The sequence below is a fragment of the Pseudoalteromonas sp. PPB1 genome (assembly GCF_015356275.1).
Classification (GTDB): Bacteria; Pseudomonadota; Gammaproteobacteria; order Enterobacterales; family Alteromonadaceae; genus Pseudoalteromonas; species Pseudoalteromonas rubra_D.
Map to the genome: position 1 here is coordinate 338,855 of NZ_JACEQV010000001.1, position 26,144 is coordinate 364,998.

At 49.2% G+C, this 26,144-nt stretch carries 25 protein-coding genes and 1 riboswitch; of the genes, 17 read left to right on the forward strand and 8 right to left on the reverse strand.

What is annotated here, in order from left to right; genetic code table 11:
- Window positions 1-57: 57 nt before the first annotated feature.
- A complete protein-coding gene (locus IY568_RS01505; protein WP_194866602.1) occupies window positions 58-861 on the forward strand; it encodes a substrate-binding periplasmic protein in 804 nt (267 codons plus the stop codon).
- A 3-nt stretch (window positions 862-864) separates the two neighbouring features.
- Here IY568_RS01505 and IY568_RS01510 read toward each other — a convergent pair whose 3' ends face one another.
- Complete coding sequence (locus tag IY568_RS01510) at window positions 865-1,701, reverse strand: 23S rRNA (adenine(2030)-N(6))-methyltransferase RlmJ (protein ID WP_194866603.1); 837 nt, start codon at window positions 1,699-1,701, stop codon at window positions 865-867.
- Window positions 1,702-1,924: 223 nt separating this feature from the next.
- On the opposite strand from IY568_RS01510, the gene zapB reads away from it, so the two are divergent.
- From zapB to IY568_RS01545, 7 genes are read left to right on the forward strand one after another with little or no spacing between them, the layout of a single operon-like run.
- Window positions 1,925-2,152, forward strand: a complete 228-nt coding sequence (gene zapB / locus IY568_RS01515; RefSeq protein ID WP_010383296.1) for a cell division protein ZapB — start codon at window positions 1,925-1,927, stop codon at window positions 2,150-2,152.
- Complete coding sequence (locus IY568_RS01520) at window positions 2,152-2,439, forward strand: cell division protein ZapA (RefSeq protein WP_125558356.1); 288 nt, start codon at window positions 2,152-2,154, stop codon at window positions 2,437-2,439. Before zapB ends, IY568_RS01520 begins: the two co-directional genes overlap by 1 nt.
- Complete coding sequence (locus IY568_RS01525) at window positions 2,440-3,408, forward strand: hypothetical protein (protein WP_194866604.1); 969 nt, start codon at window positions 2,440-2,442, stop codon at window positions 3,406-3,408. It abuts the gene before it with no gap.
- A gap of 49 nt (window positions 3,409-3,457) precedes the next feature.
- On the forward strand, window positions 3,458-4,951 hold the full coding sequence (locus IY568_RS01530; RefSeq protein WP_228553060.1) for a transglycosylase SLT domain-containing protein: 1,494 nt from the start codon (window positions 3,458-3,460) through the stop codon (window positions 4,949-4,951).
- 41 nt (window positions 4,952-4,992) lie between these two features.
- Window positions 4,993-5,487, forward strand: coding sequence for an FKBP-type peptidyl-prolyl cis-trans isomerase (locus IY568_RS01535; RefSeq protein WP_194866605.1), 495 nt, complete (start codon window positions 4,993-4,995; stop codon window positions 5,485-5,487).
- A gap of 9 nt (window positions 5,488-5,496) precedes the next feature.
- Window positions 5,497-6,225, forward strand: coding sequence for an SDR family NAD(P)-dependent oxidoreductase (locus IY568_RS01540; protein ID WP_194866606.1), 729 nt, complete (start codon window positions 5,497-5,499; stop codon window positions 6,223-6,225).
- Window positions 6,222-7,064 carry an amidohydrolase family protein gene (locus IY568_RS01545; RefSeq protein WP_194866607.1) on the forward strand — a complete coding sequence of 281 codons (843 nt, stop codon included), beginning with the start codon at window positions 6,222-6,224 and terminating at the stop codon, window positions 7,062-7,064. The genes IY568_RS01540 and IY568_RS01545 overlap by 4 nt, the downstream gene beginning before the upstream one ends.
- Here IY568_RS01545 and IY568_RS01550 read toward each other — a convergent pair.
- The 5 genes from IY568_RS01550 to IY568_RS01570 all read right to left on the reverse strand — a co-directional run bounded on the left by IY568_RS01550 (window position 7,051) and on the right by IY568_RS01570 (window position 11,380).
- Complete coding sequence (locus IY568_RS01550) at window positions 7,051-7,776, reverse strand: YggN family protein (protein ID WP_125558366.1); 726 nt, start codon at window positions 7,774-7,776, stop codon at window positions 7,051-7,053. The two genes, IY568_RS01545 and IY568_RS01550, sit on opposite strands and share 14 nt — an antisense overlap.
- Window positions 7,777-7,952: 176 nt before the next feature.
- Complete coding sequence (locus IY568_RS01555) at window positions 7,953-8,492, reverse strand: DUF1566 domain-containing protein (protein ID WP_138536775.1); 540 nt, start codon at window positions 8,490-8,492, stop codon at window positions 7,953-7,955.
- Window positions 8,492-10,177, reverse strand: a complete 1,686-nt coding sequence (locus tag IY568_RS01560; RefSeq protein ID WP_125558370.1) for a DUF1566 domain-containing protein — start codon at window positions 10,175-10,177, stop codon at window positions 8,492-8,494. Before IY568_RS01560 ends, IY568_RS01555 begins: the two co-directional genes overlap by 1 nt.
- 141 nt (window positions 10,178-10,318) lie before the next feature.
- The gene (locus IY568_RS01565; protein WP_010383311.1) at window positions 10,319-10,651 is read right to left on the reverse strand and encodes a hypothetical protein; all 333 of its coding nucleotides are present in this window, start codon (window positions 10,649-10,651) and stop codon (window positions 10,319-10,321) included.
- Window positions 10,652-10,663: 12 nt separating this feature from the next.
- Window positions 10,664-11,380 carry a DUF2982 domain-containing protein gene (locus IY568_RS01570; protein WP_194866608.1) on the reverse strand — a complete coding sequence of 239 codons (717 nt, stop codon included), beginning with the start codon at window positions 11,378-11,380 and terminating at the stop codon, window positions 10,664-10,666.
- A gap of 245 nt (window positions 11,381-11,625) precedes the next feature.
- Here IY568_RS01570 and IY568_RS01575 point away from each other — a divergent pair, with 245 nt between their 5' ends.
- Genes IY568_RS01575 through msrA form a run of 3 tightly spaced genes read left to right on the forward strand, consistent with a single transcriptional unit; the run spans window position 11,626 to window position 16,322 of the window.
- Complete coding sequence (locus IY568_RS01575; protein WP_194866609.1) at window positions 11,626-12,675, forward strand: efflux RND transporter periplasmic adaptor subunit; 1,050 nt, start codon at window positions 11,626-11,628, stop codon at window positions 12,673-12,675.
- A 3-nt stretch (window positions 12,676-12,678) separates the two neighbouring features.
- A complete protein-coding gene (locus tag IY568_RS01580; RefSeq protein WP_194866610.1) occupies window positions 12,679-15,789 on the forward strand; it encodes an efflux RND transporter permease subunit in 3,111 nt (1,036 codons plus the stop codon).
- On the forward strand, window positions 15,789-16,322 hold the full coding sequence (gene msrA / locus IY568_RS01585) for a peptide-methionine (S)-S-oxide reductase MsrA (RefSeq protein WP_138536767.1): 534 nt from the start codon (window positions 15,789-15,791) through the stop codon (window positions 16,320-16,322). Before IY568_RS01580 ends, msrA begins: the two co-directional genes overlap by 1 nt.
- Before the next feature lie 58 nt (window positions 16,323-16,380).
- On the opposite strand, the gene IY568_RS01590 is transcribed toward msrA, so the two are convergent.
- The gene (locus tag IY568_RS01590) at window positions 16,381-18,252 is read right to left on the reverse strand and encodes a TonB-dependent receptor domain-containing protein (protein ID WP_194866611.1); all 1,872 of its coding nucleotides are present in this window, start codon (window positions 18,250-18,252) and stop codon (window positions 16,381-16,383) included.
- 37 nt (window positions 18,253-18,289) lie between these two features.
- Window positions 18,290-18,477: riboswitch (cobalamin riboswitch) on the reverse strand.
- A gap of 100 nt (window positions 18,478-18,577) precedes the next feature.
- Entirely contained in the window at window positions 18,578-19,060 is a 483-nt protein-coding gene (locus IY568_RS01595; protein WP_010383320.1) for a YajQ family cyclic di-GMP-binding protein, read from the reverse strand.
- Between the two features lie 169 nt (window positions 19,061-19,229).
- Here IY568_RS01595 and IY568_RS01600 point away from each other — a divergent pair, with 169 nt between their 5' ends.
- The 6 genes from IY568_RS01600 (at window position 19,230) to IY568_RS01625 (ending at window position 26,143) form a co-directional block, all read left to right on the forward strand.
- Window positions 19,230-19,583, forward strand: a complete 354-nt coding sequence (locus tag IY568_RS01600; protein ID WP_194866612.1) for a VanZ family protein — start codon at window positions 19,230-19,232, stop codon at window positions 19,581-19,583.
- Complete coding sequence (locus IY568_RS01605) at window positions 19,576-20,484, forward strand: ketopantoate reductase family protein (protein ID WP_194866613.1); 909 nt, start codon at window positions 19,576-19,578, stop codon at window positions 20,482-20,484. Before IY568_RS01600 ends, IY568_RS01605 begins: the two co-directional genes overlap by 8 nt.
- Before the next feature lie 595 nt (window positions 20,485-21,079).
- Entirely contained in the window at window positions 21,080-21,910 is an 831-nt protein-coding gene (locus tag IY568_RS01610; RefSeq protein WP_125558386.1) for an alpha/beta hydrolase, read from the forward strand.
- A gap of 24 nt (window positions 21,911-21,934) precedes the next feature.
- Window positions 21,935-23,428, forward strand: a complete 1,494-nt coding sequence (locus IY568_RS01615; RefSeq protein ID WP_125558388.1) for a flavin monoamine oxidase family protein — start codon at window positions 21,935-21,937, stop codon at window positions 23,426-23,428.
- 17 nt (window positions 23,429-23,445) lie between these two features.
- Window positions 23,446-25,140: a thiamine pyrophosphate-binding protein gene (locus tag IY568_RS01620; protein ID WP_194866614.1), complete on the forward strand. Its 1,695-nt coding sequence runs from the start codon at window positions 23,446-23,448 to the stop codon at window positions 25,138-25,140.
- A 70-nt stretch (window positions 25,141-25,210) separates the two neighbouring features.
- Window positions 25,211-26,143, forward strand: coding sequence for a hypothetical protein (locus IY568_RS01625; protein WP_194866615.1), 933 nt, complete (start codon window positions 25,211-25,213; stop codon window positions 26,141-26,143).
- Window position 26,144 lies beyond the last annotated feature (1 nt).

Sequence of the window (26,144 nt, forward strand, 5' to 3'; positions counted from 1 at the left end):
TGAAACTGTGCATCAGGCAGTTGCCGGGACAGCCTCTCTTTTACTATCATAGGTCTTATGAGTTTTACACTTATTTCGCCTTTTTGCATCCTGCTTTTACTTACTTCGTGGCTTTTATCTAGCCAGGGCGTCATCGCTGCGCCTGTTGACCAGCGCACTCACACCCCCACCGCGCGCGAAGCTGTAACCTTAAAATACAGTATCAGTGGCTCTGGCACCTTCTACCCCTACTTCACCAACAACCCACAGCACCCTGGCATACTGCCTGATTTAGTGGCACGGATCCTCACACAGTCGGCAATTGAAGGCGAAAATATTGTCTTGCCCGCAAAGCGCACTAACCGCTATCTGGAATCAGGCAAAATAGACTTTGACCTGATCAGCCCTGCCTGGTTGAAAGCCTCACAGCTCACTGATCCGCGGTTTGTCTTTTCTGACGCCATGCTCCCAATTCGTGAATATGTAGTGACACGCGCCCCCGCCCCCTCGTTAAACAATTTGTCGGGTCGAATGGTGGGGACAGTACGAGGTTATTATTACCATGACGACGATGAGTTTGTCCGGGTTGACTTTGAATCTGAACGCGCTCTGATACAAGCGCTAAACAAAGGACGGATCGATATCGCCATCCTGGGTGATCTGCCTGCCCAATATTGGTCTGCTCAGGACAATGTGGCGCTGCACTTTAACCAACTGCACTCACATGGCACCTTGCACATTCGCCTGCGCGCTGAACATGCGCACCTCTTACCTGTGCTCAACCAAGCGATCCAGACATTGCGCGACAGCGGGCAAATCACCCAAATCGAAACCGATTACCTGCAACATGTTTCCACCGCGCAGGCACCGGGCAACGAGTAAGGATTATTCAGCCACCAGCTGTTCGCTGCGGAAAAACCCCGTTTCTGAAGACAAATGCTGAACGAGCTCAGGCAGCACTTCATCCATCGTCGCTTTTAGGGTCCAGGGTGGGTTGATGACAATCATGCCCGACGCCGTCATACCCCGTTCCTCAGTATCTGCTTCCGTAGCCAATTCAAACAGCTGAATATTTCGCACCCCAGATCCAATCAGGGTTTGCTCCATCTGATCGATCCGGGCACGCTCCACCACTGGATACCAAATCATATAAGTGCCTGACGAAAAACGTTTGTGCGCTTTGATGATTGAACGAGCAGCCACTTCATAATCCGACTTTATTTCATAAGGCGGGTCCATCAGGACACAGGCACGGCGAGATTGCGGTGGCACTAACCCCATTAAGCCCTTAAAGCCATCTTCGCCTTTAACACGCAAAGAACGCTTATGCCCGGTGTTTTTTTCCAGCAGCTTAAGATCCTGCGGGTGCAGCTCGAAAAACCAACCTTTGTCCTGTTTGCGCAAAAACTGCTCAGCGACTTTTGGAGAGCCAGGATAATACGCCAGTGTGTCTTTGTTCAGCGACTTAACAACATCCACATAATCGCGAATGGCATCGACCTGGCCAGCATACGACCACAACTTGGCAATGCCCTGTAAATACTCTTGTGTCTTTTGCGCATCTTTGGCCGTCAGCTCAAACAACCCGGCACCTGAATGCGTATCTATATAGTCAAAAGGCTTGTCTTTGCGCGTCATGTACTCCAGCACTTGTGCCAGTACCAGATGTTTAATGACATCAGCAGGGTTACCTGCATGAAATGAATGTCGATAACTGAGCATTATCCGTTCCTAATTTAGGTGGGCATTGTTCATCGTGTTTGCGCTCAGAGAGGCCCGTTGTTGCCTCTATAGCTGAACCATAAATGAACAAAATAGTTAGTAATTGTTATTATCGCTCAAAACGAGACAAAAATCAGCATAACCTACCCTAATCACTAGCTTTGCAGCCCACTTTGCTTTACATTTGCATGACATAAACACAGTGATAATGAGCGCATTTAATATGAAAGAAATTCTCCCTCAACTCGAGCAACTGATTGATCAACTTATTGCACAAAACAATACATTGACCGAACAGGTAAACTCACTGAAAGAACAAAATAGCAAGCTAATTGACGAAAATGAGACGCTTCAGCTAGAAGTACTAGAAAGCGAAGAAAAACAAAAAGAAACCAGCTCAACGCTAAGTGGGCTGCTAGAAAAATTACAGAGTGCTAGTCAGGCAGGCTAATGTCAGAGTCGCCCGAACAGGTCACCGTTACCCTGCTGGGAAAAAGCCACCAGTTTTCCTGTACACCAGGACAACAACAAGCGCTGATTGACGCCGTTGACCTGCTAAATGGCAGGGTTGACGAAATGCGTCAACGCGACACCGTGCGCAGCGATCACAACGCTCTGTTGCTTGCTGCCTTGCACCTTTGCCATGAGTTGCTAGCACTGCAAAGTGATACCCAACAAGCCCAGCAAACGCTGCTGCAACTCACGCAACGTATCAGTAACCAAGTAGAGAGCAACTAGGTGTTTCGCCTGCTCTCTGTTTTCATTCTCCTGTTAACACTGACGCCTCCCGTCATCGCCGCCAGTTGGCACACTGTTTCCCCACAGGTCACGCTAATCGCTCCTCAGGCAAAAGCACGCTATATTTTACCCAATATGGCTTTAATCAAAGGCAAGACCTGTAGTGCCTTAATTGACAGCCACGGCGATTTTGTTGCACTGGAACAACTGATCAATCAGCTCAAAACGCGCCTTACCACTCCGCTATGTCACCTCATTGCAACGTCAAGCGAACCGCACCAGCTTACCGGGCTGGCTTTGCTAAAACAGGCCTTTCCTGATGCCAGTGTCCACCTGCCAGACGCCCCGCAATTGACTGATCACACAATGCGAACAGCACTCGATACACAGCTTGCCAACTTTGCAAAAAGCATTGAACTCAGTGAACAGCGGCTCAGTAAACTCCCTGCTGAGCAACAGGCTCCGTGGCAAAAGCGCGTGACACTGGCCAAGCAACGACTGACCCGCTGGCAAACACTCCACAGTATCGCTGTGACAAACCCAGCGGTGCAACCCCGTGAGCTGAAGCTCGGAGGCCTGACACTCCAGCTAACCCAATTTCAGGGCCAAAGCGGCCATGATCTGAGTGTCTTTATTGCACAGCACGGCGCACTTTTTGCCGGGCACAGTGCAAATCTGCTTCCCTACGTGCGCAACACCACCTGGCAACGCAGTTTACAAGCACTCAAAAACACACCAGCACTAAATTGGGTCATGCCCGCATTTGGTAAGCCCTATCAAGCCGAACAGCTGGAATTGCCGATCACATTTATGGATCTGGCACAGCAACAGCTGACCCGGAGCAATACGCAGATGCCAAAACGCGTCGTCACCCTGTACCAGAACCAACCCTACAACGAAGCGCAACTGGCGCAACATTTTACTCAAGCGATCAAAGTACTCAGTCACAAGAAGGCTTTGAATAAATAATCGACAGCCAGTATAGTGAAGCTTATGAGAATTTCAGACCGGTTTTTCTATGTCTTGGTGGCGCGTATTTAGTCCGTTACGCTGCGGTGTCATCGTATTATGCTCAATTGTGCTGACGGCATGTCTCAGCACTGCACCTCAGCGCGCAACCCCAACTGAGATCACTGAGGTATTGAGTCAACCAGCCCAGGCAACACCACCTGCTGTCACAACACCACCTGAAACTTCACCGCCGCTACCGGCGGTCACGGAACAGCCACAAACGTATCAGGAGTTGTGGAAATACATCGCGGCAAATCTGAGCTTTGATATCTCACCGAATGCGCGATTGCAAAAACGCGTAGAATGGTACCTGTCACAACCTAATTATCTGTTAAGTGTTAATGAGCGAGCTGCACCTTATCTCTACCACATAGTGAAGAAAGTCGAACAGCGTAAGTTACCTATGGAGCTCGCTTTATTGCCCTTTGTAGAAAGTGACTTTCGACCGACTGCACGCTCCTCTCAGGGGGCTGTCGGTGTCTGGCAGTTGGTCGATGCCACCGCTTATCACTTCGGGTTACAAAGCAATGATTGGTATGATGGTCGTCAGGACGTATTGGCTGCGACGGACGCTGCACTCGACTATTTGCAGTATCTGCGACAAAGGTTTAATGGCAACTGGTTACATGCACTGGCGGCCTATAATAGTGGCGAGGGGCGCGTCAAAGCTGCCATTCGCTATAATCAGAAGCACAATCGCAGTAGCCACTTCTGGCACCTGAAGTTACCCAGAGAAACTGCCGACTATGTCCCCAAGCTGTTGGCACTGAGCTACCTGTTGCAACACCCCCAGACTGGGCTGCAACGCCCTAGTTTGGCGAACCAGGCACAAACAACGGTACTGGATGTCGGACAGCCATTTAATTTTGGCATTCTTGCCGGTCTGCTCAATATTGATAAGCAACGGTTACATCAGCTCAATCCCGGATACCTACGCCATCAAAGCCCGGCCAAGGGCCCATTTAAGGTCCTGTTGCCCATGGATCAACAACAATTGTTTGCCACTGACTTCTATCGTCGCCAGTTCAGCACCCACTATCAGGTTAAGCTCAATGATACCTTGTATGGTATCGCCAGACGCCACAACACCAGTGTGGCACAGCTTAAACAACTCAATAACAAAACCCGGGACCTGATCCAGGTTGGCGAAATACTCCTTATTCACAGAGCCCATGCGAAAGACGACCTTACGGTAGATTATGAGATCAGCCCCTACTTGCAGCAGCAACGACCCGCAAAAGTGGCAACCTATGAAAAGCATCACGTGATCCAGGATGGCGACTCTTTGTGGGCTGTCAGCCGTCAGTACCAGGTACCGATGAAAGATCTGCTCGACTGGAATAAACTAACCACGCAAAGTTTACTATCTCCCGGCGATACATTGATCCTGCACTTACCGGTCGAAACAGCCTCTACACCATCAACAGGTGCGGAGGCTGACGGTTCTAAAGATTATCTGGATGAGTTAAAAACACTGGTCAAGCCGAAACGCGATCCGTAGAATGCCTGTCACTACAACACTACGAAAATAAAGAGATTACTATGCAGATCGCAAAAAATACGGTGGTTGAGTTCCACTACACGCTGAGCGAAGCAGATGAGCAACTGGAAACCAGCACCGGACAAGACGCACTGGTCTACCTGCACGGCGCCGAAGGCATGTTGCCGGGGCTGGAAGCTGGGTTAGAAGGCAACGCCGCGGGCGATAAACTGACCCTGACGCTGGAGCCAAAAGACGCCTATGGCGAATATCAAGAAGGCCTGACTCAGCGTATCCCAATCAAACACCTGCAAGGTCTGGGCAACAACAAAGTCTGGAAGCCAGGTATGACAGCGATCGTTGAATCAAACCAGGGTCGTCACCAGGTACAAATCATCAAAGTGGGCCGCTTCAATGCAGATTGCGATCTGAACCACCCGTTTGCCGGCAAAACACTGACATTCGACATTGAGATTCTGTCTGTGCGCGAAGCAACAGCCGAGGAAGTCTCACATGGTCATGCGCATGCCGAAGGCGGTTGCGGTCACAACCATTAAGGAATACATATGCAAAAAGTTGCCATTGTAACCGGTGGCAGCGTCGGCATTGGTAAAGCTATTGTCGAACGCTTGCTCAATCAAGGTTATCAGGTTTTTAATCTGGACATTCAAAATGCACCACATGGTGAATATCGTCACTGTGACGTCAGTGACGTCAATGCAGTACGCCACACCATTGCAGAGGTTATAGCCACCACCGGACGCGTTGATGCGCTGGTTTCGAACGCAGGCAAACACCTCAGTGCTACCATAGAGGACACGGATGAAGACACCCTGGATCAACTTTTTGCCCTGAATGTCAAAGGCGCATACAGCGCCATTCAGGCAGTGCTGCCAACGATGAAGACGCAAGGCGATGGCAGTATCGTTTTAATCTCTTCTGATCAGGCGCTGGTTGGCAAACCCAACTCTTTTGCATATAACCTGACCAAGGCTGCGTTAGCCTCTATGGCGAAAACCACCGCACTGGATTATGCCAGCTACAATATTCGTGCAAATGCCGTGTGCCCGGGGACCATAGAAACGCCATTGTTTCACCAGGCCATCGACCGTTACTGCGACAAAAGTGGTGCAGATAAGCAAGTGATAGTTGCCGAAGAGGCCGCGCTTCAACCTCTGGGCCGACTCGGTCAGGCGGATGAAGTCGCTGCACTGGTGGCGTTTTTACTCAGTCCCGACGCCAGCTTTATTACTGGCAGTTTGCAAACCATAGACGGCGGATATACAGCACGATGAATAAGATTATTGACCCACATCTCCATTTCTTTTCACTCCAACAGGGTCAATATCACTGGCTGAAACACACGCCGCCCCCCTGGCAAAATCTGGAACTGATCCGTCAGGACCACCTTCCCGCTGCGCTGTTAAACCTGAGCGGTTTTAGCCTAGAGGGATGTGTCCACATCGAGGCGGGGTTTGATAACGACCAGCCCAGTCGAGAGCTTGACTGGCTGGCTGAGATCTTACCAGCCCCGCGCTATAAAGCGGTGAGTTATGCTCAGATAGATGCCCCAGCCACACAGTTTCGCACCCAATTGGATGCCCTGAAACACCCTAACCTGGTTGCCATTCGGGATATTACTGAGGGTCAGGACGCAATGCGTTTGCTCAATCCTCGCGTAGCCGATAACCTTGCATATCTCAGTGACAGTGGACTGCACTTCGAAGCTCAATTTGAGCTTACCCATCAGGACGTAGCGCAACATCTGTATGACATAGCGCACCAGCTGCCACAGCTGCGCATTGTCCTGAACCACAGTGGCTTGGTTGGTCAGGGCGATAATTGGCTGGACAATGCCAAAACACTGGCAAAACTCCCGCACTGCGCCATCAAATTTTCCGGGCATGAATTGCTGAACCAACCTTTGCCATTGCAAACCCAGTTAGACAACTTGCTGGCCCTGTTTGGCTGCGAGCGGGTGATGTTTGCGTCAAATCACCCGGTATGCCTGATCAAACATAGTTATGAAGCGATTTGGCAACGCTACCAGGCCTTGTGCCAGCACGATGAACAGCTGTGGCACCAGCTTAGTTATGCCAATGCCAAACGCTGGTATGGATTTAACGGATCTTAACTAAATCGTAAGCCGCGAGACTGGGCACGATGCTTTGCAGACGGGTTTCTGTTTTATCCAGCGCATTCAGGCACTCACAGTATTCATCGGCTTTCTCTTCCAGCTGATAGGCCTTTTTTTTCAGAGATTTATCTATCTCACTGGAGATGATCTCCATACGCTGACCCATATCACTGAAACGATCTTCGATATTGCCTTCCCGGGCTTTGAACGCATCCCCCACCGACACTAAAATGGCCCCCAAAGAGCCGTGGACAGCAGAGTGGATACGTTCGCTGATCTCTTTGGTAAAAAAATCATCAATTTTAGACAGCGACTGAGGAGCAATAAAATAGAAATCCTCGCCCCGTTTAAACTTATCCATCAAGGCACGCTCAACATATTGCAATTGGGTTTTTAGCACCTCAGGATCGTTGTCTGACATCCCTTCAACCACCTGCTCTATGGCACTCAGACCCAAATTCACACCATCCGTGGCCAGATTGACCAGCTCAGGCACCGTGTCACGGATCCCAAGTGCATACTCATTTAGTAGTTGCGTATCCTGATCACTCAAACGGATCCACTTACCCCTAATCAGCAGCTGATTATCATTATTAATCTGCACCCGGGTCTGGTTTTTATCCACAATCCGGATCTCTGAATCTGTGATGATCAGGCCATGGCCCAGCTCAACGTCACACTTTCCTGCAGCCTGAAGCGGTGTGGACATGAGCCACAATACAGGTAGTAAAAGGAATTGTTTAATACGTAGGGAGAACACGTGCCACCTCCACCTTAAGATAACGTGAGCGTAGCAAATTTAATGCGGCCAACCCACCAGTTTGCGGCAGGACTGGCCAATTTTTGCGCCTAACGGCATGAACACAGGACGATTAACCGTTTCAGCTATTCACAGAAAGCATATCTGGCCAATCTGACATAGGCCTGAGAGCTTTTATTAAACACATTACTGACCTTGCCATCACCAAAAGAAAACAACCAGGCATTCGCTGGTGTCCCTTCAACGGTGGTACTTGACCAGTAATTCTTTTCCAGTGTCTCGAGAAAAATGGTTTCATTAATGGACGGTTTAACGCAGCGATGCTCAACGATACTGGCCAGTTCCTTCACATTGGGTAAATGCCAGTCACTGTAACCCGCAAATTCCTGCGCACTGGCGGTTTGCAGTGCCTGCTGCCAACTTAACTCCTGTGCAACGTTATCGCAGCTGCTACTCTCACTATTGTATACCTGTCCAAATGTACAACGTTGCCACATCAAATTGGTTTGTTTGTCACACACTGTGCCATCGGCATTAACCACAAACTGCTCCGAGGGCGTTGTGTCTGGCACAGGCCCTTCAGAAGCACAAATTTGCGATGCACTGACTACCTGACTGACGCTCAAACCACCCAGCGCGACGGCACATAGAATCAACTTTTTCATTAGTCATCCTCCCCGTAACGACGGACCAGCCTAACATAGGCAGTCTGAGACTTATTACGCGTTACATCATTTCCCGTTTTCATATCAATAACGAGCGCCCTGACCAGGTTATCATCTTTACCATCAGTACCGTCCACACTGGTTTGCGTCGTCCAATAATACTGATGGCCCAACAAAGCTTCAGCCGGAACGTGAGGGAAATAATCAGGGTCGAGTAAATATTCACCACTGCTATTGTGATCTAGCAAGTTCGCCAACTCCATATAGGTCGGTAAACGCCAGTTGTTACCACCACAGAAACTGGCGTCATTAACAGCACTAATCAAAGCTTGTACACCACAGTGTGTGTCCTGTGGACACGTTGAGTTTGCTGCACCCGGCGTAACATTGGCCCCCTCAGACAGATACCAGGTATAGTGGTTTTGCGCATTGCGTTCACTGGTATTGGGCAAAATCCCTGCGGTTACCTCTTTGACCTCCCAGATCAGGCCTGTAACATTGTCCAGTACACAACTGAAGTCTGTGGCATCGGCTGTCAGCGGCTCAAATTCCGCACTGAATTTGGTAAAATCAAAGGCCTGATTACCCTCACCACTTTTGGGTAAAAACTGCACCACAGCGTCACGTCCCAGTTCAGCATCTTGGCCTGGAAAGTCACTATTCCCGCAGCTGATCTCTGCACTGTTGTTATAACACTTAGAGGTCCCGGTATCATTCAACTTGCCCAGAGGTTTGGGTAGAATTTCAATGTTCACCGTATCTGAACCGGTGCGCTGTGCACTATCGGTGACCGTCACTTTAAAATCAATTGAGGTGGCCTGATTGCCACTTTTCAGCGGCGCCATAAAGGTGGTTTCACAAGCGCGCTCATCAGCCAGACTGACTGTACTGCCATTGCTGACCTGCTCCCAAAGACAAGAAAACTGACCGTCAACAGTCACGCTTTTGGTGGCGTCCAACGTCACAGTATCCAATTCTTGAACTTGTTGATCGCTACCAGCATTCGCCAGTACCAATTCATCATTGGCCGCCAAAGAAAGCTGCGTGCTTGAGGTTGCGCTGGCACCTTCATCATCCGTCACGGTAAGCTGCCACTTTACGGTATCAGCCTCAGCCAATAAGGGGTGAACAAAACTCAACGTGACCTGATCGGTGCGTTCAGCTTTAACCGTGGCGGGTCCTTCAAGCATTTTCCATTGGTATGCCACTATGCTGCCATTTTCGTCATTATCACTGGAGTCTGCTGCAGACAAGGTAATGGTATCTGCATATTTTGCGGCCCCGTCTTCAGGTGCTATTTGGGTAATTTTAGCGCTAGGTAGTAAGTTAACAGACAGCACCTTCACGATCAGGGTGTCACTGGCAGAGGTGCCATCAGGTGCCATATAGCTCACCTTAAGCTCGATCTCGCTGTCTCCTTTTACATCCGGCGCAGTGACCGCCAGCTCCGCCCCTTCTTGCGGAAAGCCATCCACAGCCGGGCCGGAAACAATCTGCCAGCTGAACACCCCACCTGAAGGTGAACCCAAAGGTTTAAGTGTAAATTCTGTCTTTTCGTTGACGGTAATGTCCGAGCCGGCGTTAACGCTAACACTGATTGTCGGATTTTCATTACCATCAGAGCCCCCGCCGCATGCACTTAAGACACTTGTAAGCCCTAAAGCCAGTACTGATTTCTTCAGCATGGTAACTCCTAAAAAGTTACTTATTCGTTGCACAGTGATGTGTTCACTGCCAACAAAATAGTTGGTCTATGCCAGGGGAGTGTGCGCAACAGACGAGGCTCGCCTCTACTGTACGTGCAAAGTGGTGAACATTTGAAAAGCTTAGAGGTAACTATCCTGGTGGATACGAACAAACAACTTTGTGCCTATCTTGCTGTAATCTACCTTATACTCACGCCCATCAAGCGCCTGAATAAACAACAGCCTCTTAACTTCACCGAACACATCCACGCTGGCCACGTGAACTACCTCTAAGTAACGCTCTTTTGCCTCGCGACGGTTTCTTGGCAGTTCTTCTTTAAACGGTACCAAGCCAGTAGGAGTCACCTTAATTTTCGGGTGATTCTCTCCGTTCACGATCACTAAATCGAGCTTTTTCTCTTTGTGGATAAGGGTATTGCGACCACTTTTAATAAAAGCTTTATCAAAGCTCATCTATCTATCCTGTTACTTCATTGCTGAGGTAGCCAACTCACTATGCAAGTTTTTGACCACCTCTTCGGGTGTTAACTTCCAACGATTCATGACAGTGGCAAATTGCCAAATATCCCTGTCCAGTACATTGGCAGGCAACATTAAATCGTAGCCTGTCAGCGTCTTAAAGTTTTGCATCCGGTTTGCAAACATCGCCATTAATCCAGAATAATGTTGACCGTTTTCAGAGGTGTAACTCGCCTCTTCTATCAACCATTCTGATGGGCAATTGCCATTACTGCAATGTATTTTAACAGCTTGTAAAAAAATATTCCGCTGTTCTATCAGTAATTTTCCCGCCAACCTGGGCGTCAGGTGGGATAAAAATACATCAATATCCTTTAGTTTAATACCTACGACATTTAACTCAAGCGTTTCAACTCCTTGAGTGACACTTGGTACCCCGCTGGAATGAAAATTACTATGCTCAAGCAAGAGTTCACCAAATTTGTGGTGATACACCAGCTGCCCGGCGCTCATTTCAATACTATAATAAGGTTGCTGGCTTTTCAGAAAGCCCAGCATAATCGCAACAATCGCGGCACTCGCCAGTGCAATTTCAAGCACAGAAATCGGCGTCGCCCGTAAGGTGACAAACACCATGATAACAATCAGCGCTATTGCACCAACCAGCATAAACTCAATGCTGTGGCGATTAGCCAATGCACGTAATCGGACCGGCTCAACCATAACTATAAAACCACAAATAAAAACCGTACATAATGATCCCCCAGAACACCATTTTACGTATTTTCAAACATCTTGGGCATGGCTTAGACTTTTTCATAATGCCTTAATTTTTGGGTACAAAATTCCACATATAGCGAACCCGACCACCCGCTTTTCGGTTAACGCACAAATATACAGGACGTTCGACGATTTGCTCTATTTGGAATTTTTGTACACTAAAGCCCCGCAGTCAACGAGAATCAATTATGCGCGCCAGTCAATCGGGTAAAGCCCTCTTTCCTTTTATAATTTTAGTGCTTATTGCCCTTTGCGGCTATCTCTATTTGCCTGCCAGTAATGGGAATAGTAAATCATTTTCTGGCGCACCAACCCAAGTAGCCGCTGTTACGATAGAAAAGCAGAGCCGGGATATTACGATTAATGCCATTGGCTCAGCACGCGCCAATCACGCTCTGAATGTGACCAGCGCCCAAAGCGATTACATTAGTGCATTGTACTTTGATGATGGAGACAGAGTGAAGCGTGGCGATAAACTTGCCCAACTGCAAGATCTTAAAGAGCAATTGGCAGTGCAAGAGCTAGAAGTCAACCTCAAAGAAGAACAACGTCAGTTAACACGCCTGACAGAACTGGCCAAAACCCAGTCCGCAGCCCGCTCCCAACTAGACAGCCAGCATGCTGTCGTGGATGCACTGGAGATCCAGTTACAAACAGCACGTACCAAACTCGCCGAAATGGCCATTTATGCCCCATTCAGCGGCATATTGGGTCAACGTTTAGTGTCTGTGGGCAGCTTTGTTGACAACAATAGTGTGTTGGCGACACTGGATGATATCAGCATCATCAAAGTCGACTTTCAGGTCCCGGAAAAATATCTGGCACAGCTCCAGCTTAAGATGCGTGCATCGGCCGCCAGTGATGCGTACCCTGATAAAACGTTTGAAGGCATCATTACCCATATAGACCCGCGTATTGACGACAGCACCCGCAGTATTCGCGTCACAGCCAGCTTTGACAACCCGCAAGACCAGCTCAGACCCGGCATGTTGCTACACGTATCGCTGTTTTTGGGTGAGCTGAATGCGTTGATGGTACCGGAGAAGAGCCTGATCCCAAGACAAGATAAGCACTTCATCTATACCATCAGTGAAGGCAAAGCCAAACAACAACAAGTTAGTGTACTGTCTCGCTTCCAGGGCTGGGTTGCTGTCGATGGCCTGTCTGCAGGCCAGCAGGTGATCACCGAAGGCACCACCAAAATTCGTAACGGCAGTGCCGTTGTGGTTAAGGGGTAAATCGTGCGGATCACAGATACAGCCGTAAAGCGGCCCGTTTTTGCTATCGTAATCAATTTGCTGCTGCTCACCTTTGGTTTAGTGGCCTTTACCATGTTGCCGCTGCGCGAATATCCAGATATCGAAACCCCCATCGTCAGCGTCAGCACCGATTACACTGGCGCGTCTGCCGAAGTGGTTGAAACCAAGGTCACTCAGGTACTGGAAAATCGCATTTCGGGCATTGAAGGCATTAAAAGCATCACGTCTTCCAGCCGCAATGGTCGCTCGAATATCACCATTGAATTCAACATAGATCGTAATATCGACGCCGCAGCCAATGACGTGCGAGAGCGTGTATCACGTGCGCTGGACCGACTACCTGAGCAAGTTCGTCCGCCGGAGGTGTCCAAATCGAACAGCGATGAAAGCCCTATTGCCTGGTTCGTACTCAATAGTGAAACCATGGATACGCTGCAACTGTCAGATTACGCCCAGCGCTTTATTGTTGACAGACTGGCGGTGGTCGATGGTGTATCAAACGTACGGATCGGCGGTGAACGTAAATATGCCATGAAGATCTGGCTGGATCGACGTGCTATGGCAGCCCGAGACATTACCGCCAGCGATATTGAGCAAGTGCTGCGTAATGAAAATGTCGAGCTCCCCGCCGGTGAAATTGAGTCTCTGGATCGCGACTTCGCGGTGCGTATTGCACGTAGCTACAAAACTCAGGAAGATTTTGACAACCTGGTGATCAAGCGCGGCGCGCAGGGTTACCTGGTCAGGCTGGGTGAAGTTGCCGATGTGCGTCTGGAAGCGGCCGATGTGGAAAGCACCTTCCGTGGTAACGGCAAGAATATGATAGGTCTGGGCATCGTCAAACAAGCCAAAGCCAATACCCTGGACGTGGTCGACAATGCCCGTAAAGAGCTGGAAAAAATCAAGCGTAACCTGCCTGAAGGAACTACCATTCAGGACAGCTATGACTCATCGGTGTTTATTCGCGAGTCCATCATTGAAGTGTATCGCACCCTGGGCATAGCCATGGGCCTCGTGGTATTGGTGATATTTCTGTTTCTCGGTAACATGCGTGCCACACTGATCCCAGCCATCACCGTGCCAATTGCATTGATCGCGACCTTTACTTTCTTGTTCGCCATGGGATATTCCATCAACCTGCTCACCCTGCTGGCATTAGTGCTCGCCATCGGCCTGGTGGTTGATGATGCCATTGTGATGCTGGAAAACATCCATCGCCGGATCGAACTGGGAGAACCCAGATTGCTGGCCGCCTACCGGGGTGCCCGCGAGGTCGGATTTGCTATTATTGCTACCACACTCGTGTTAGTAGCGGTGTTCGTCCCGCTGGTATTTATGGAAGGACGCATTGGTGCCTTGTTTACCGAATTTGCCTTAGCCGTCAGTGCGGCGGTGATTTTCTCGAGTATCACGGCACTCACCCTGTCACCAGCCTTGTGCTCTAAGGTATTGAAGGCCAGCAATAAAGAAAGCAAATTCTCGCAATGGATGGACAGGCAGTTTGGCCGCCTTGAATCTGGCTATCGTAATGTGATCAGCGACAACATTACCCGTCGCTATAGCCTGCTGCTTACCCTTGCACTGGCCGGGTTTGCCAGCTATGCGCTGTTCCAGCAGATCCCCTCAGAACTAACGCCCAAAGAAGACCGGGGTACCTTCTTCATCATGATGAATGGTCCTGAAGGGGCCAGTTATGAAAATAACGCTGCCAATATGGCTGAAATTGAGCAGCGCTTACTGCCTTATGTTGAACAGGCAGAACTGAGCCGCGTGCTGGTCAGGGTGCCTGGTTGGGGAGGCCGTGGCGGCGTCGCGATTGTGGGCATGCCGGATTGGGATGAACGTAAACGTTCAACCTGGGAAGTGATGGGTGAAATAAGCGGTAAAATGCGTGATGTCACCGATGTGCGCGCCTTTGCCATCATGCGTCGCGGCATAGGTGGCGGGGGCCAGTCTCGTCCCATCGAGTTCGTGTTGCAAGGCAATGACTACGACGAGCTGGTCGACTGGCGGGATCGTATTCTAAAACGTGCACGCACAAATCAGGGCCTGGTCAGACTCGACCATGACTACAAAGAAACCTTTCCACAATTTTTGATCAGTATCGACAAGCTGAAGGCTGCCGATCTGGGTGTCTCAGTCAGTGATATTGGTCGCACACTCGAAACCATGCTGGGCCAGCGTCGCGTCACCACCTTCATAGACCGGGGTGAGGAGTATGATGTGATCCTCAAAGGAACAAAGGCCGATTTCAGTGCGCCCCATGACATTGCTGACATTTATGTTACTTCGCGGAGCGATCAGCTGGTGCCGCTGGATAGCCTGATCACCATTCGTGAAGAAGCGACGGCCTCTCGCCTGAATCGCTACAATCGAATGCGTGCAATCACCATCACGGCCAACCTGGCACCTGGCTACACGCTGGAGCAGGCGCTGGACTTCCTGAATCAGGTCGCTACGGAAGAAAATGACATTGATGGTGCCATTGACTATAAAGGCGAATCCCAGCTGTTTTATGAAGGGGCATCGGCCATGACCTATGTCTTTATTTTAGCCCTGACCGTAACATTCCTTGTGCTGGCCGCACAGTTTGAAAGCTTTGTTCATCCTCTGGTGATCATGCTGACGGTCCCGCTGGGCCTGGTGGGTGCTATGTTTGGTCTGTACGCCACCGACAGCTCGCTGAATATTTACAGCCAGATAGGGATTGTCATGCTGATTGGCCTCAGTGCTAAAAATGGTATCCTGATCGTAGAGTTCGCCAACCAGCTCAGAGACAAAGGGGTTGCATTCGAACAGGCCATTATAGATGCTGCTGTACAGCGACTCAGGCCCATTATTATGACCTCACTGACAACGGTAATGAGCGCCATCCCACTGGTGCTGGCGTCGGGTCCGGGCTCTGAAAGCCGTATGGTGATCGGGGTGGTGGTGTTTGCCGGGGTCAGTGTTGCAACTATTTTAACCCTGTTTGTGATCCCTTGTGCATACAGCATGCTCGCACGCCGTACTCAGTCACCACAGGCCACCAGCGACAAGTTGCTTGAACAACATGATGCCCACCCTCAAACACAACAGGAACGGGAGATTTAATGATGAATCAGTGTATTGCCACCTTTGGTGGAGGTTGTTTTTGGTGTATCGATGCCGCCTTTCGCAGAGTCAAAGGCGTCACGCACGTGGCCTCAGGTTATGCTGGCGGCCACACGGACGACCCCAGCTACGAGCAGATCTGCACCGGTCAAAGCGGTCATGCCGAAGTGGTACAGATCAGCTTTGATCCTCAGCAGATCGATTTTTCAGCTTTATTAGCCATGTTCTTTGCGCTCCATGATCCAACCCAGCTGAATCGTCAGGGCAATGACATTGGCACTCAGTATCGCAGCGTGGTGTTTTATCACTCAGAAGAGCAACGGGCGTTAACTCAGCACCATATCGAACAGTTAACCCCCACCCTGAATGCACCGATAGTGACCGAAGTGACGGCCCATACGCATTTTTACCCGGCTGAACAGTATCATCAGGACTACTACACCAATAACCCCAACCAGGGTTACTGTAGTGTGATGATAGCGCCCAAACTAGCCGCATTCGCGGAGAAGTTTGCTGAGCATCTCAATTCATGAGTTCAGCGCTTCAGATCAAAAAAGGAGGCTAAGCCTCCTTTTTTATGCCCCCTCTATATTAGAAGGTGATCCGGGTACCCACATAGATCTGTCTGCCCGGCGGTTCATAAGGTAACAAGGTACCGTCGGCCGTTTTGCTGGCAACAGAGGTGAAGTATTCCTTATCAGTCAGGTTTTCCAGTCTCATTGTCAATGCAACGGGTTCAAGCAACTGGTAATTGGCACTGAGATTAAAGACAGTGTAAGACGGCAGATCGGTATCAAAGTAGCTGATCGACGGACGTTTATCACGGTATTGCATCGCCAGTCTCACATCCAGTTTATCCCACTGCTTAGACAGAACATAGTTAAATGCTTTGCCCGGGCGACGAGGCAAGTCTTCACGCTTTTCTTTGTCTCTGGCATCCAGCAAAGTCAGATTGGCTGCATGCTCCAGGCCCAGCGCCGAAAACTGTGCACTTAACTCAATCCCTTTCATGTGCGCACGGCCCACATTAGCAGGAATATACTTGTTTGTTTGCGCGTCAAACTCATTGCTGATCAGGTTATCAATGCGGTTATCGAAGATGGCCACATCATAGCGCACCGAGGCCGTATCCACCGTCACCCCTAACTCATTGTAGGTACCTTCTTCCGGCTTAATGTCGATATTAGGCAGATACCAGGGGCTGTCTTTGACAAACGCATTGGTCAGACTGGGGGCACGAAATGCGGTGCCATGGTTTACCCGAAAGGTGACAATGTCGGATGCTCTGAAGCCAACATCAGCCGTATACGTGTTCGCACGTCCGTGATGTTCATAGTCATCACTGCGCACGACAGCATTCAGTAACCAGCGCTTGTCATCGTAAAAAGCAGCAGCAAACACAGCGGTATTATCACGCTCAGCAATCGAGAATTGTGCGCTAGATGAAGACAGGTCCTCATTGAGGCGACTCACACCGCCCATTAGCTGAACAGATGGTGTCAGTTTGTAACGAGCGCGATACTCAATTTCATCCCGCTTGGTGCTGTAAACATCATTGGGTGGGGGGGGTGTGCCATCTGGTACAACCGACAGGAATTGGGTATTTTCTTCCTGGGCCAGACTGATAGAGGCTTCCTGGATCAAGACATCCGATTGCTTCTGCCACGCCAGCTTAGTGGTGTAATTATCAAACTTGTACGCGTCATTGCCAAATGATGAGTCGTAATCCGCTTCTCCCTCACTGTGTTGTGCATAGAGCGCAAGTTGGCCGTACTGCGACAGGTCGTAGCCCAGTTTAATGCCCATATTGGTGTTGTCATACGCATCACTGTCATGCTCTTTAGAGCGCGGCGCTGCCGGGTCTTTAGCGGTTACATCATAACCATCTGTGCTCTCATAGCCAAAATGGTAATTCACTGTCAGTTTATCTGCCTCAAATTGGCCAGCCAACTGAGCACCGCCATAGTTGCGACTGCCCGAAGTCAGTGCCAGTTGATGACCTTTCTGTTCACGGGTAATGATGTTAATCACCCCGGCAACCGCGTCAGAGCCATAAATGGCCGCGCGTGCGCCCTTGAGTACTTCAATGCGCTCAATGCTGTTTACCGGAATATTCGTAAAAGACACATCGCCCGAATTGGCATCACTGATCCGCACACCGTCCACCAACACTAAGGTATATTTAGTCGCGGCACCACGTACAAAGACGCTGGCCTTCTGGCCATAACCACCACTGCGCACCACATCAATACCAGCTAAATTGTTAAGCAAAGTAGGTACATCACGCACATTAGCACGCTCAATTTCAGCACGCTCAACAACCGCTACGGAGGTCAATGTATCCACACTGGCTTGTTCAAATTTGTTCGCTGTAATCGTGATATGTTCAATGTCTTGCGCAGACAACACTGAGAAAGGCAGCACAGCCAGCATGGCTGTGGTTAAAGTAGATTTTTTAAACATGGGTTCCCCTGATCCACGCCCACCGCGTGAATTACAACTATTGAGTGTGCTTCAGGGCCGGTTTCCGGACTTACTTACCACAACCTCTTAGTTGCGATAAGCTCACCGTTGCGGGGGCAGCGCCGGACTAATGCCTGTTCCTGTGGCATGCACCAGCTTCCCGATTATTCAGATCTTTAAGAGGCTCCAGGCTCCTGATCTGACACCCTGAAAAATTGGCGCTATTGTCGGAGATCTGGGAATAAAAAGCAACGGACGTCTAGCATGCTAAAAATATTTATTGATCTTTAGCATGCCAAACACAAGAAAGGTTCAACTTACGTGATTAATCCCGAAAGTTTTTAAACTGGAAAGGCTGACCAAGCTCTGCGCCGCGGATCAATTGCATGGTTTCTTGCAAATCATCACGCTTTTTACCAGTCACGCGCACTGTTTCGCCCTGAATTGAAGCTTGCACTTTGATCTTCGAGTCTTTGATGGCCTTAACCACTTTCTTTGCCATATCTTTGTCGATACCTTGCTTCAGCATCACTTTACGTGACACGTACTTACCCGACTTTTCGACATTTTTAAGCTCAAAACTAGCCACGTCCAAGCCACGCTTTGCCGCTTTCCCTACCAACATATCGAATAATTGCATCACTTGTTGTTCTGACTCACTTTTCAGCGTGATCACTTCATCGTTCAGCTCAAATGAGGCTTCTACACCACGAAAATCAAAACGCGTGCTCAGTTCACGATCGGCGTTATCAACAGTGTTTCTCGCCTCAGTCATATCAATTTCAGACACAATGTCAAAAGAAGGCATATCTAGCTCCTGGATAATGTTTTTCCGGATTATAGCAACCCAAAGGCCACGGCGCGACCACCCTCTAAACACGCGTTTTATAATTCGGAACGGAATTGCGTAGCTTCATCCCATTTTCAGATTTCAATGATATACTGGATTTTTCACCCCTAATGATTTGGAAGTATTTGTGGCGCGTCGACTTTATCAATGCCTGTTATTACTCTCTTTAGCCGTTTGCACTTTTTTGTTTGCCAAAGAGATCCAGACCAATCAAATTGTTAGATTTGAACACGCCGACAAAGTCGCCCACTTTGGGGTATTTTTCATACTGGCGTTTTTCTCTCACCATGCATTTCGCTTTAAGATCTGGTTTCATCTGGTACTGCTAACGCTTTACGGTGCTGGCATTGAGTGGATGCAGGACTCACTCCCCTATCGTCAAGCTTCCTGGGGAGACTTTATGGCCGATCTTGCGGGCGCCATCAGCTACTTTGCCGTCTATTGGATCTACTGCCGCAAAACAGGCAAATCATATGTCTGAGTTGTTTATAGTCGGCAAAGGAGCGATAGGCTTGTTACTTGCCGAAAAACTGGCAAACACCCATCAGGTTACCCTGATCACCCGAACACCTACTGAGGCGGTATTTTTCCAAACGCATCTACAGCGCAAACAGCTGGCCGTAAAGTGCGTGACCTGGCAAGCCCTGGCGCAACAACAACAGCCTGTTTCACTATGTATTATCCCGGTTAAATCCTATCAGCTTACTGACGCCTTTATGTCGCTAAAGCCTCATCTTACTCAGGATGCCAATGTCATTTTGAGCCACAACGGGATCCAGGCGTTGGCGCCCATCACCGATGCACTTAACGAGCAGCAAGGATTGTTTTTTCTTTCTACCAGTATGGGTGGGTGGAAGCCTGACAGCACAACCGTTGAATATACCGGCCCCGGCAAAAGCCTGTTTGGTCCCTGTAACCCAGTCGCACAGCTGCGCGCACAAAGGGTGTTTAAACACCTTCTTGAACCTACATTACAAGAGGCAGAACTGGCCAGTGATATTCAGTTGTTGCGATGGCAAAAGCTGTGTGTCAATCTTGCTATCAATCCGCTCAGCGCCCTTACCGGGCTCAAAAACGGTCGCCTGCGTGCACCTTGCTACGCCAGTCAGGTATTGTCTGTGTTAAATGAGGCCTGCACGATTGCCAATCATATCGGAGTACCACTGAAACTTAACGAAGAGCTTGCGCGTGCCTATCAGGTAATGACACTGACGGCGGGCAATTTTTCTTCAATGGCTCAGGATGTCAGCAACCACAGACGTACGGAAATCGATGCTATGTGCGGCTATGTCACCGAACTGGCAAAACAATTGGGGATCACCGCCCCCCACAATGCTCGCCTGCTCAAGCAAGTACAATCACTACATCCCATTCATAAGTAGTACCAAGACCTTTCTCAGCGCACTATTTTCACGACTTTATTCTGTAAAAAGTAACCTGAGCGACCAAAAAATGCCTCTGGCTCACAAAATTCAAAATTTTTGGTAATGATTTTTATTTAGATTTTCTGCAGTTTTTACAACAATCAGCTGTCATGATGCAATGTCACTTTATGCACTCCCAGACAGAGAGTGGTCGTCAAGCGATAAAATGACACATTTGTCACGCTACAGAGCATGCATGAATTATTCATTGTCAAATGATGCTCGTGAATAAAAAGCATGTAAATGGTTCGATAATGGAGACTAATTTAGTATCAGGTCCTGCAAGCGACGCGGTAAGCATGAAATATTTTTTCTTATCGATTAGACAAAAGTCTATTTTATAACGCCCAAACCAGATTGAATAATTACCCTCTAAAGCTGCATTTTTAGTTTACCCACTCAATCAGCATTCAAAACATAATACGCAATTCAAAGGTTTACATAATGTAAACACCAAGAAAACACAGTATAAACCGTGCTTAATATTGGGAATTTTTTTTGCTACCATGCCCGCGATTTCAACAGCCTTTACTTTAATCAAGAAGGATTTAATATGAACTCAAAGGTTTGGTTGCCGTTGAGCTGTGCTGTTATTTTGAGTGGCTGTAATAGCACTTCTCAACAAGCACCTGTGCAATCTCTTACTCAAGAGACAGACGCCCATAAAAAATCTGTCATATTTATTCATGGCGCGCATTCGAAAGGAACCGCCTGGTCAACGGTGCAATCTCAACTGACAAAGAAAGGGATCAGCAACTACGTCGTTGACTTACCCGGGCGCAAAACCACCATAGATCCTAAATCCATCACCTTAGATCATGCAGCTCAAAGTTTGTGTACACATTTACGATCGTATCCCCAACCACTGGCACTGGTTGCACATAGCCAGGGCGGTGCCGTTGTACACAAAGCCATCACGCTATGTAATGATGTCAACATCAGTGACATTGTCTATGTTAGTGCCGTTGCACCGATAGAAGGCGCTAAGCCTTTTGCGCTGCTAAGCAAACAGGATGAAGATCATTATTTTTCCGGGATCACATATGAAGATGGCTGGATGAAGATTTCCGACACTTCAGCCTATTTATCTTCATTCACTGAAACACACAGCAAATCCCAGCAACAGTTTGTACTGGATAACTCAGTCGATGAGCCAGCCATTACCGGAGATGGCAAAGTGATGCTGAGCAAAGCCACTTTGGCGCCAATTAATAAAGCCTATGTTTTCGCCATTCAGGACAAGATTATTTCTCTGTCCTCACAAAAGAAAATTGCTGAATCCATTGGTATTACGCAGACCTATAGCCTGGATTCCGGCCATTTGCCCATGCTCACCAAACCATTTGAACTGGCTGAAGTCATCACTCAGGCTTTGCAACTTTAAACATGCAGACAAGGATTGAAAAGTATGCAAAAAGGTATTTCAAACATTGTTCCTGATCCGCTGGTTGTGCTCAACAAGGTGCGAGCATTGCAAGACAACAGTCTTACCACACGACCTACTGTGACTATCATTGGTGCAGGTGTCGCAGGCCTCAGCGCAGCCTATGAGCTGTTGAGACTGGGGGCAAAAGTCACCCTGTTGGAAGCCGATCCCAGTCACATTGGCGGACGTGTCAGAACATTGCGAGAGTCTGACAAATTATACGCGGAGCTGGGCGCAATGCGGATCCCGACAGAGCATCATCTGACTCGCCATTACATCCGCGAAATGGGGCTGAAAATGCGCCATTTCGTTCAGGAAAATGACAAGACCTTTGCCATGATCCGAGGTCAGAAAGTCCCCCGCAGTGAAGCCGGGTTCGAACAGTTAAAACAGCATTTTACCCTCAGTCCGGCGGAGCAAAAAATGTCTGCCGACAACATGTGGGAAATCGCGGTCACCGAGGTCCTCAATTCACTCAGCAGTGATGAAAAAAAGGCGCTTTATAACAGAACACTAGACAGCGAAAGGCTCAAAGCACTGGATGACATGTCATTAAAAGACGCGTTCGTTGCAGCCGGCTTAAGCCTCGATGCACTGGAATATGTCAGTGCCATTTATGGTGTATCCACACTGATGCAAACGTCCTTTTCCGAGCACCTCAGAGAAGAGCTGGAGCGCGTCTGGTTTGATGGCTTCGACGAAGTCGTTGGGGGCACCGACTTGTTACCTCGCAAGCTATTCGAAAAGATCCAGCATGGCGTGCAGTTTAAAGCGGGTGCGCGAGTAATCGCTATTGACAACCAGGCCAGTGGCGTTGCTGTCACGTACCAGCTCAGAGATCGCTCTAAACACACACTGCGTTCAGACTTTGCCATTTGTACACTGCCCTTTGGTGTGCTCGGCAAGGTAGACTTTAACCAGTCCATCAACCCGCTCAAGTCCCGGGCATTTGCACAGGTCAATTATGATTCAGCAACCAAAGTGCTTATCCGAACGAAAAACCGTTTCTGGGAACTCAACGAAGGGATTTATGGCGGCAGCACCATCTATGATGTGGGCCTGGGCCATACCTGGTTCCCGGCAGACAACGCGCAACGCAAAGATCCTCAGGTATCGCGCTCTCCCAGTTACTTGTTGGCATCTTACACCTGGGGCCAGCATGCACGCCGGGTCGACACACTGAATAACTTCGAGCTTAAAGAGTTTATTTACACTGAGCTGAAGAAAGTGCATCCCTATATCGAACGCGACGATATTTTGAGTGTGCTGCGCTGGAGCTGGACGAACCACACCCATTCAGCAGGCGCTTACGCCTTTTTTAACCCCAGAGATCATCAGGATTATTACGCACTGATGAGTGCGCCTGAACAGCGCTTATGTTTCGCCGGGGAACATTGCTCCCTTTACCACTCATGGATCCAGGGTGCCCTGGTATCGGCGCTGGAAGCCGTCCAGTACATAAGTCAAAAAGCATAACTATTTAAGGAAAGAACATGTCTTACACTGTTGCTGAGTTTATTACGCTCAGACTAAAGCAACTTGGTTGTTATCACGTATTTGGGGTGCCCGGCACTTCATGCTCAGATTTTATTGATAGCCTGGTAGCCGACCCGGATATGCAGTTTGTGAATACAGTCAACGAGCTGGAAGCCGGCTATGCTGCTGATGGCTACGGCAGACAAGGGGCAATCGGTGCGGTATCGGTCGCGTATGGCGTTGGTACGCTCAGTATGGCAAACGGCATTGCCAGTGCCCTCACTGAACGCGTGCCATTGGCAGTGATCAATGGTGGCCCAACAGACAAAGATTTACGCCTGGAAGCAGAATATGACGTCCTCTTCTCCCACTCAACCGGATTTGGCAAAACAGACCTGAAAGTGTTTCGTAAGCTAACTCTGGGTGCAGCGGAGATCCGCACTCTGGAAGGCGCAGCAGACCGCATCGATCGTTTGTTGATCATGGCCATTGAACGCTCAGGTCCGGTTTACATCGAGATCCCACAAGATCTATGGAAACAACCGATTGGTCATTTTTCTCCTAACCTGGCTTACAGTCCGAAGCGCTTTAAACGAGGAGCAAGACCCTTCACGCAGGCCGTCGCCGACAAACTTGCTCAGGCAAGCAATCCGGTGGTCTTGTTAGGAGCTGAGCTGGTGCGTTTTGGCTTAATCGATGAGGCCATTCGATTTGTTGAAGCACAAAACTTGCCGTTTTATACCACCTTATTGTCCAAATCACTGGTTAGTGAATCTCACCCGCTGTTCTGCGGCGTTTATGATAGCGATCTGGCACCGTCCACTGTGACTCAGGGCGTTGAATCGTCAGATTGCGTCATTGCCCTCGGGTGTTTATTCGGTATTGACCATCGCTACATGGTCACCTCTCTGGGCGACAAACTGCTTCGTGTCGCATTCAATAAAGCCATGATAGGGACCGAGGTGCTGCCTAAACTGTCACTGGGCGCCTCTTTAGAGTCACTGAATCAGTTACCTGAGTTGACTCACACAGATCGCCAAATCCCTACCGTAGCAGGACAAACGTATCAGGATCGCCGTGCACAATGGCAATCCAAACTGGGTGATGACCCGTATAACGGCACGCTCGGTCACGACGGCATCTTTGCTGCGATTGGTGACTTCCTGACGGAACAACCTGATCCTTATTACATCAGCCTGGACACTTGCCTGGCCAGTTTCCCGGGAGCAGATATTCCGGTACTAGATACCCAATGCTTCCTTTCAAACCCCATCTGGTTGTCAATCGGTCAGGGCACACCCGCCGCAATCGGCGCTTACTTTGCAACTGGCAAACGGCCACTGATAGTGACAGGTGATGGCGGTTTCCAAATGGTGTCGCAAGCCTTCTCGTCATTCGTCCAGAATCAGATACCTGGCATCATAGTGATCATCGACAACGGTTCGTATGCCATTGAGCAGTTCCTGATCGATGGCACTTTCTTTACTGAGCCGAACAAAGCCCCACTGGACTACGTGATGCTCAATGGCTGGAAGTACGAAAACATGCCCCATGTCTACAATGGTGGAATTGGCCTCAGAGTCACCAGTTATGATGATCTGCTGGGCGCACTGCATCACGCACATGCTCGTCCGGATCAACCCTGCGTTATTGCAGCACAGATCCCAATGAAAGATCTGCCGGCCGAGAACCGCGCTTTCTTGGGTATTTAAGCCAATCAGGTATTTATTCTTTTAATCGTTTCAAGAGGCGTTTACGCCTCTTCAGCACAAGGGTATAAGGATGACATTGTCGCGGCGTACGTTTTTAAAAAGCAGTTTCGCACTTGCAGGACTGACTGGTTGTCAGGTTGCAGCCTCTCCGTTAGTCAGGGCCTTGTTAAATCAGGAGAATAGCTATCATGCACTCTACCTGGACAAAAATCGACTGACTGAATTGCTGCCCATTCTGGCTCAGCAACTACACCTTTATCAGGATGCCGAGATCCATACACAGGCGATCCAATGTATCGCGCAACTAGAGAGTGAGCACGCTATCTACACGCGCCTTAACGAACTAGTGACGCAGGACTCAATGAACCTGAATCTGATCAACATGCATCGCTATCAGGATCGTCAAATCCAGTGTATTGAGTCATTACAGGATCTCATCACTGCAGTCCCGGTAGACGGTTACATCAGTTTTGGCTTACCCAACAGCAGCTTTGATCCCATTGCTCAGTTGCCACAAGTGAGTGGTCGCAAATTGACTGTTACCCGGCCTATGCCGGCAAGTTACAGTCCCATCGCGCGATCCGATGTGATCAGTATCGCCACAACCACTGAAGTAGATCAACACGCACTGGCGCTGAACGAAGACACCCATTTGCAACTGGCTGCCATTTATGACGGCCCACACTGTTACAGCCAAGGGATGTTTACCGGGATGATGTCAGGGCTGAGTCGAAAAATGACCTCTGGTGGTCACCTTGCCATGCGCCTCTATGACGTACAAAAACCTGTGCACCAGCACTTTGCGGCAGTGCTGAATGACTGGACCAATCTGTTTGAAGGGCAATCCTGGCAGCAAGCTGCGGCGCAACGTACACGACTGCGCTCCGCAACAACATGGCACCGGGAAATGGCGCAATATGGGTTCAAACTGGTCGATATGCACGCGCTGAACTCACACCAGGCGCTTCCTGAATACCTGGCTCTCTATCAAAAGGTTTCTTAAT

Coding starts and splice junctions, on each gene's coding strand:
- zapB (WP_010383296.1), top strand. CDS start 1,925: ATGAAAGAAATTCTCCCTCAACTCGAGCAACTGATTGATCAACTTATT.
- IY568_RS01590 (WP_194866611.1), bottom strand. CDS start 18,252: ATGTTTAAAAAATCTACTTTAACCACAGCCATGCTGGCTGTGCTGCCT.
- IY568_RS01555 (WP_138536775.1), bottom strand. CDS start 8,492: ATGAAAAAGTTGATTCTATGTGCCGTCGCGCTGGGTGGTTTGAGCGTC.
- IY568_RS01520 (WP_125558356.1), top strand. CDS start 2,152: ATGTCAGAGTCGCCCGAACAGGTCACCGTTACCCTGCTGGGAAAAAGC.
- msrA (WP_138536767.1), top strand. CDS start 15,789: ATGATGAATCAGTGTATTGCCACCTTTGGTGGAGGTTGTTTTTGGTGT.
- IY568_RS01570 (WP_194866608.1), bottom strand. CDS start 11,380: ATGGTTGAGCCGGTCCGATTACGTGCATTGGCTAATCGCCACAGCATT.
- IY568_RS01625 (WP_194866615.1), top strand. CDS start 25,211: ATGACATTGTCGCGGCGTACGTTTTTAAAAAGCAGTTTCGCACTTGCA.
- IY568_RS01615 (WP_125558388.1), top strand. CDS start 21,935: ATGCAAAAAGGTATTTCAAACATTGTTCCTGATCCGCTGGTTGTGCTC.
- IY568_RS01620 (WP_194866614.1), top strand. CDS start 23,446: ATGTCTTACACTGTTGCTGAGTTTATTACGCTCAGACTAAAGCAACTT.
- IY568_RS01575 (WP_194866609.1), top strand. CDS start 11,626: ATGCGCGCCAGTCAATCGGGTAAAGCCCTCTTTCCTTTTATAATTTTA.
- IY568_RS01535 (WP_194866605.1), top strand. CDS start 4,993: ATGCAGATCGCAAAAAATACGGTGGTTGAGTTCCACTACACGCTGAGC.
- IY568_RS01605 (WP_194866613.1), top strand. CDS start 19,576: ATGTCTGAGTTGTTTATAGTCGGCAAAGGAGCGATAGGCTTGTTACTT.
- IY568_RS01595 (WP_010383320.1), bottom strand. CDS start 19,060: ATGCCTTCTTTTGACATTGTGTCTGAAATTGATATGACTGAGGCGAGA.
- IY568_RS01540 (WP_194866606.1), top strand. CDS start 5,497: ATGCAAAAAGTTGCCATTGTAACCGGTGGCAGCGTCGGCATTGGTAAA.
- IY568_RS01550 (WP_125558366.1), bottom strand. CDS start 7,776: ATGTCCACACCGCTTCAGGCTGCAGGAAAGTGTGACGTTGAGCTGGGC.
- IY568_RS01530 (WP_228553060.1), top strand. CDS start 3,458: ATGTCTTGGTGGCGCGTATTTAGTCCGTTACGCTGCGGTGTCATCGTA.
- IY568_RS01545 (WP_194866607.1), top strand. CDS start 6,222: ATGAATAAGATTATTGACCCACATCTCCATTTCTTTTCACTCCAACAG.
- IY568_RS01565 (WP_010383311.1), bottom strand. CDS start 10,651: ATGAGCTTTGATAAAGCTTTTATTAAAAGTGGTCGCAATACCCTTATC.
- IY568_RS01510 (WP_194866603.1), bottom strand. CDS start 1,701: ATGCTCAGTTATCGACATTCATTTCATGCAGGTAACCCTGCTGATGTC.
- IY568_RS01560 (WP_125558370.1), bottom strand. CDS start 10,177: ATGCTGAAGAAATCAGTACTGGCTTTAGGGCTTACAAGTGTCTTAAGT.
- IY568_RS01505 (WP_194866602.1), top strand. CDS start 58: ATGAGTTTTACACTTATTTCGCCTTTTTGCATCCTGCTTTTACTTACT.
- IY568_RS01610 (WP_125558386.1), top strand. CDS start 21,080: ATGAACTCAAAGGTTTGGTTGCCGTTGAGCTGTGCTGTTATTTTGAGT.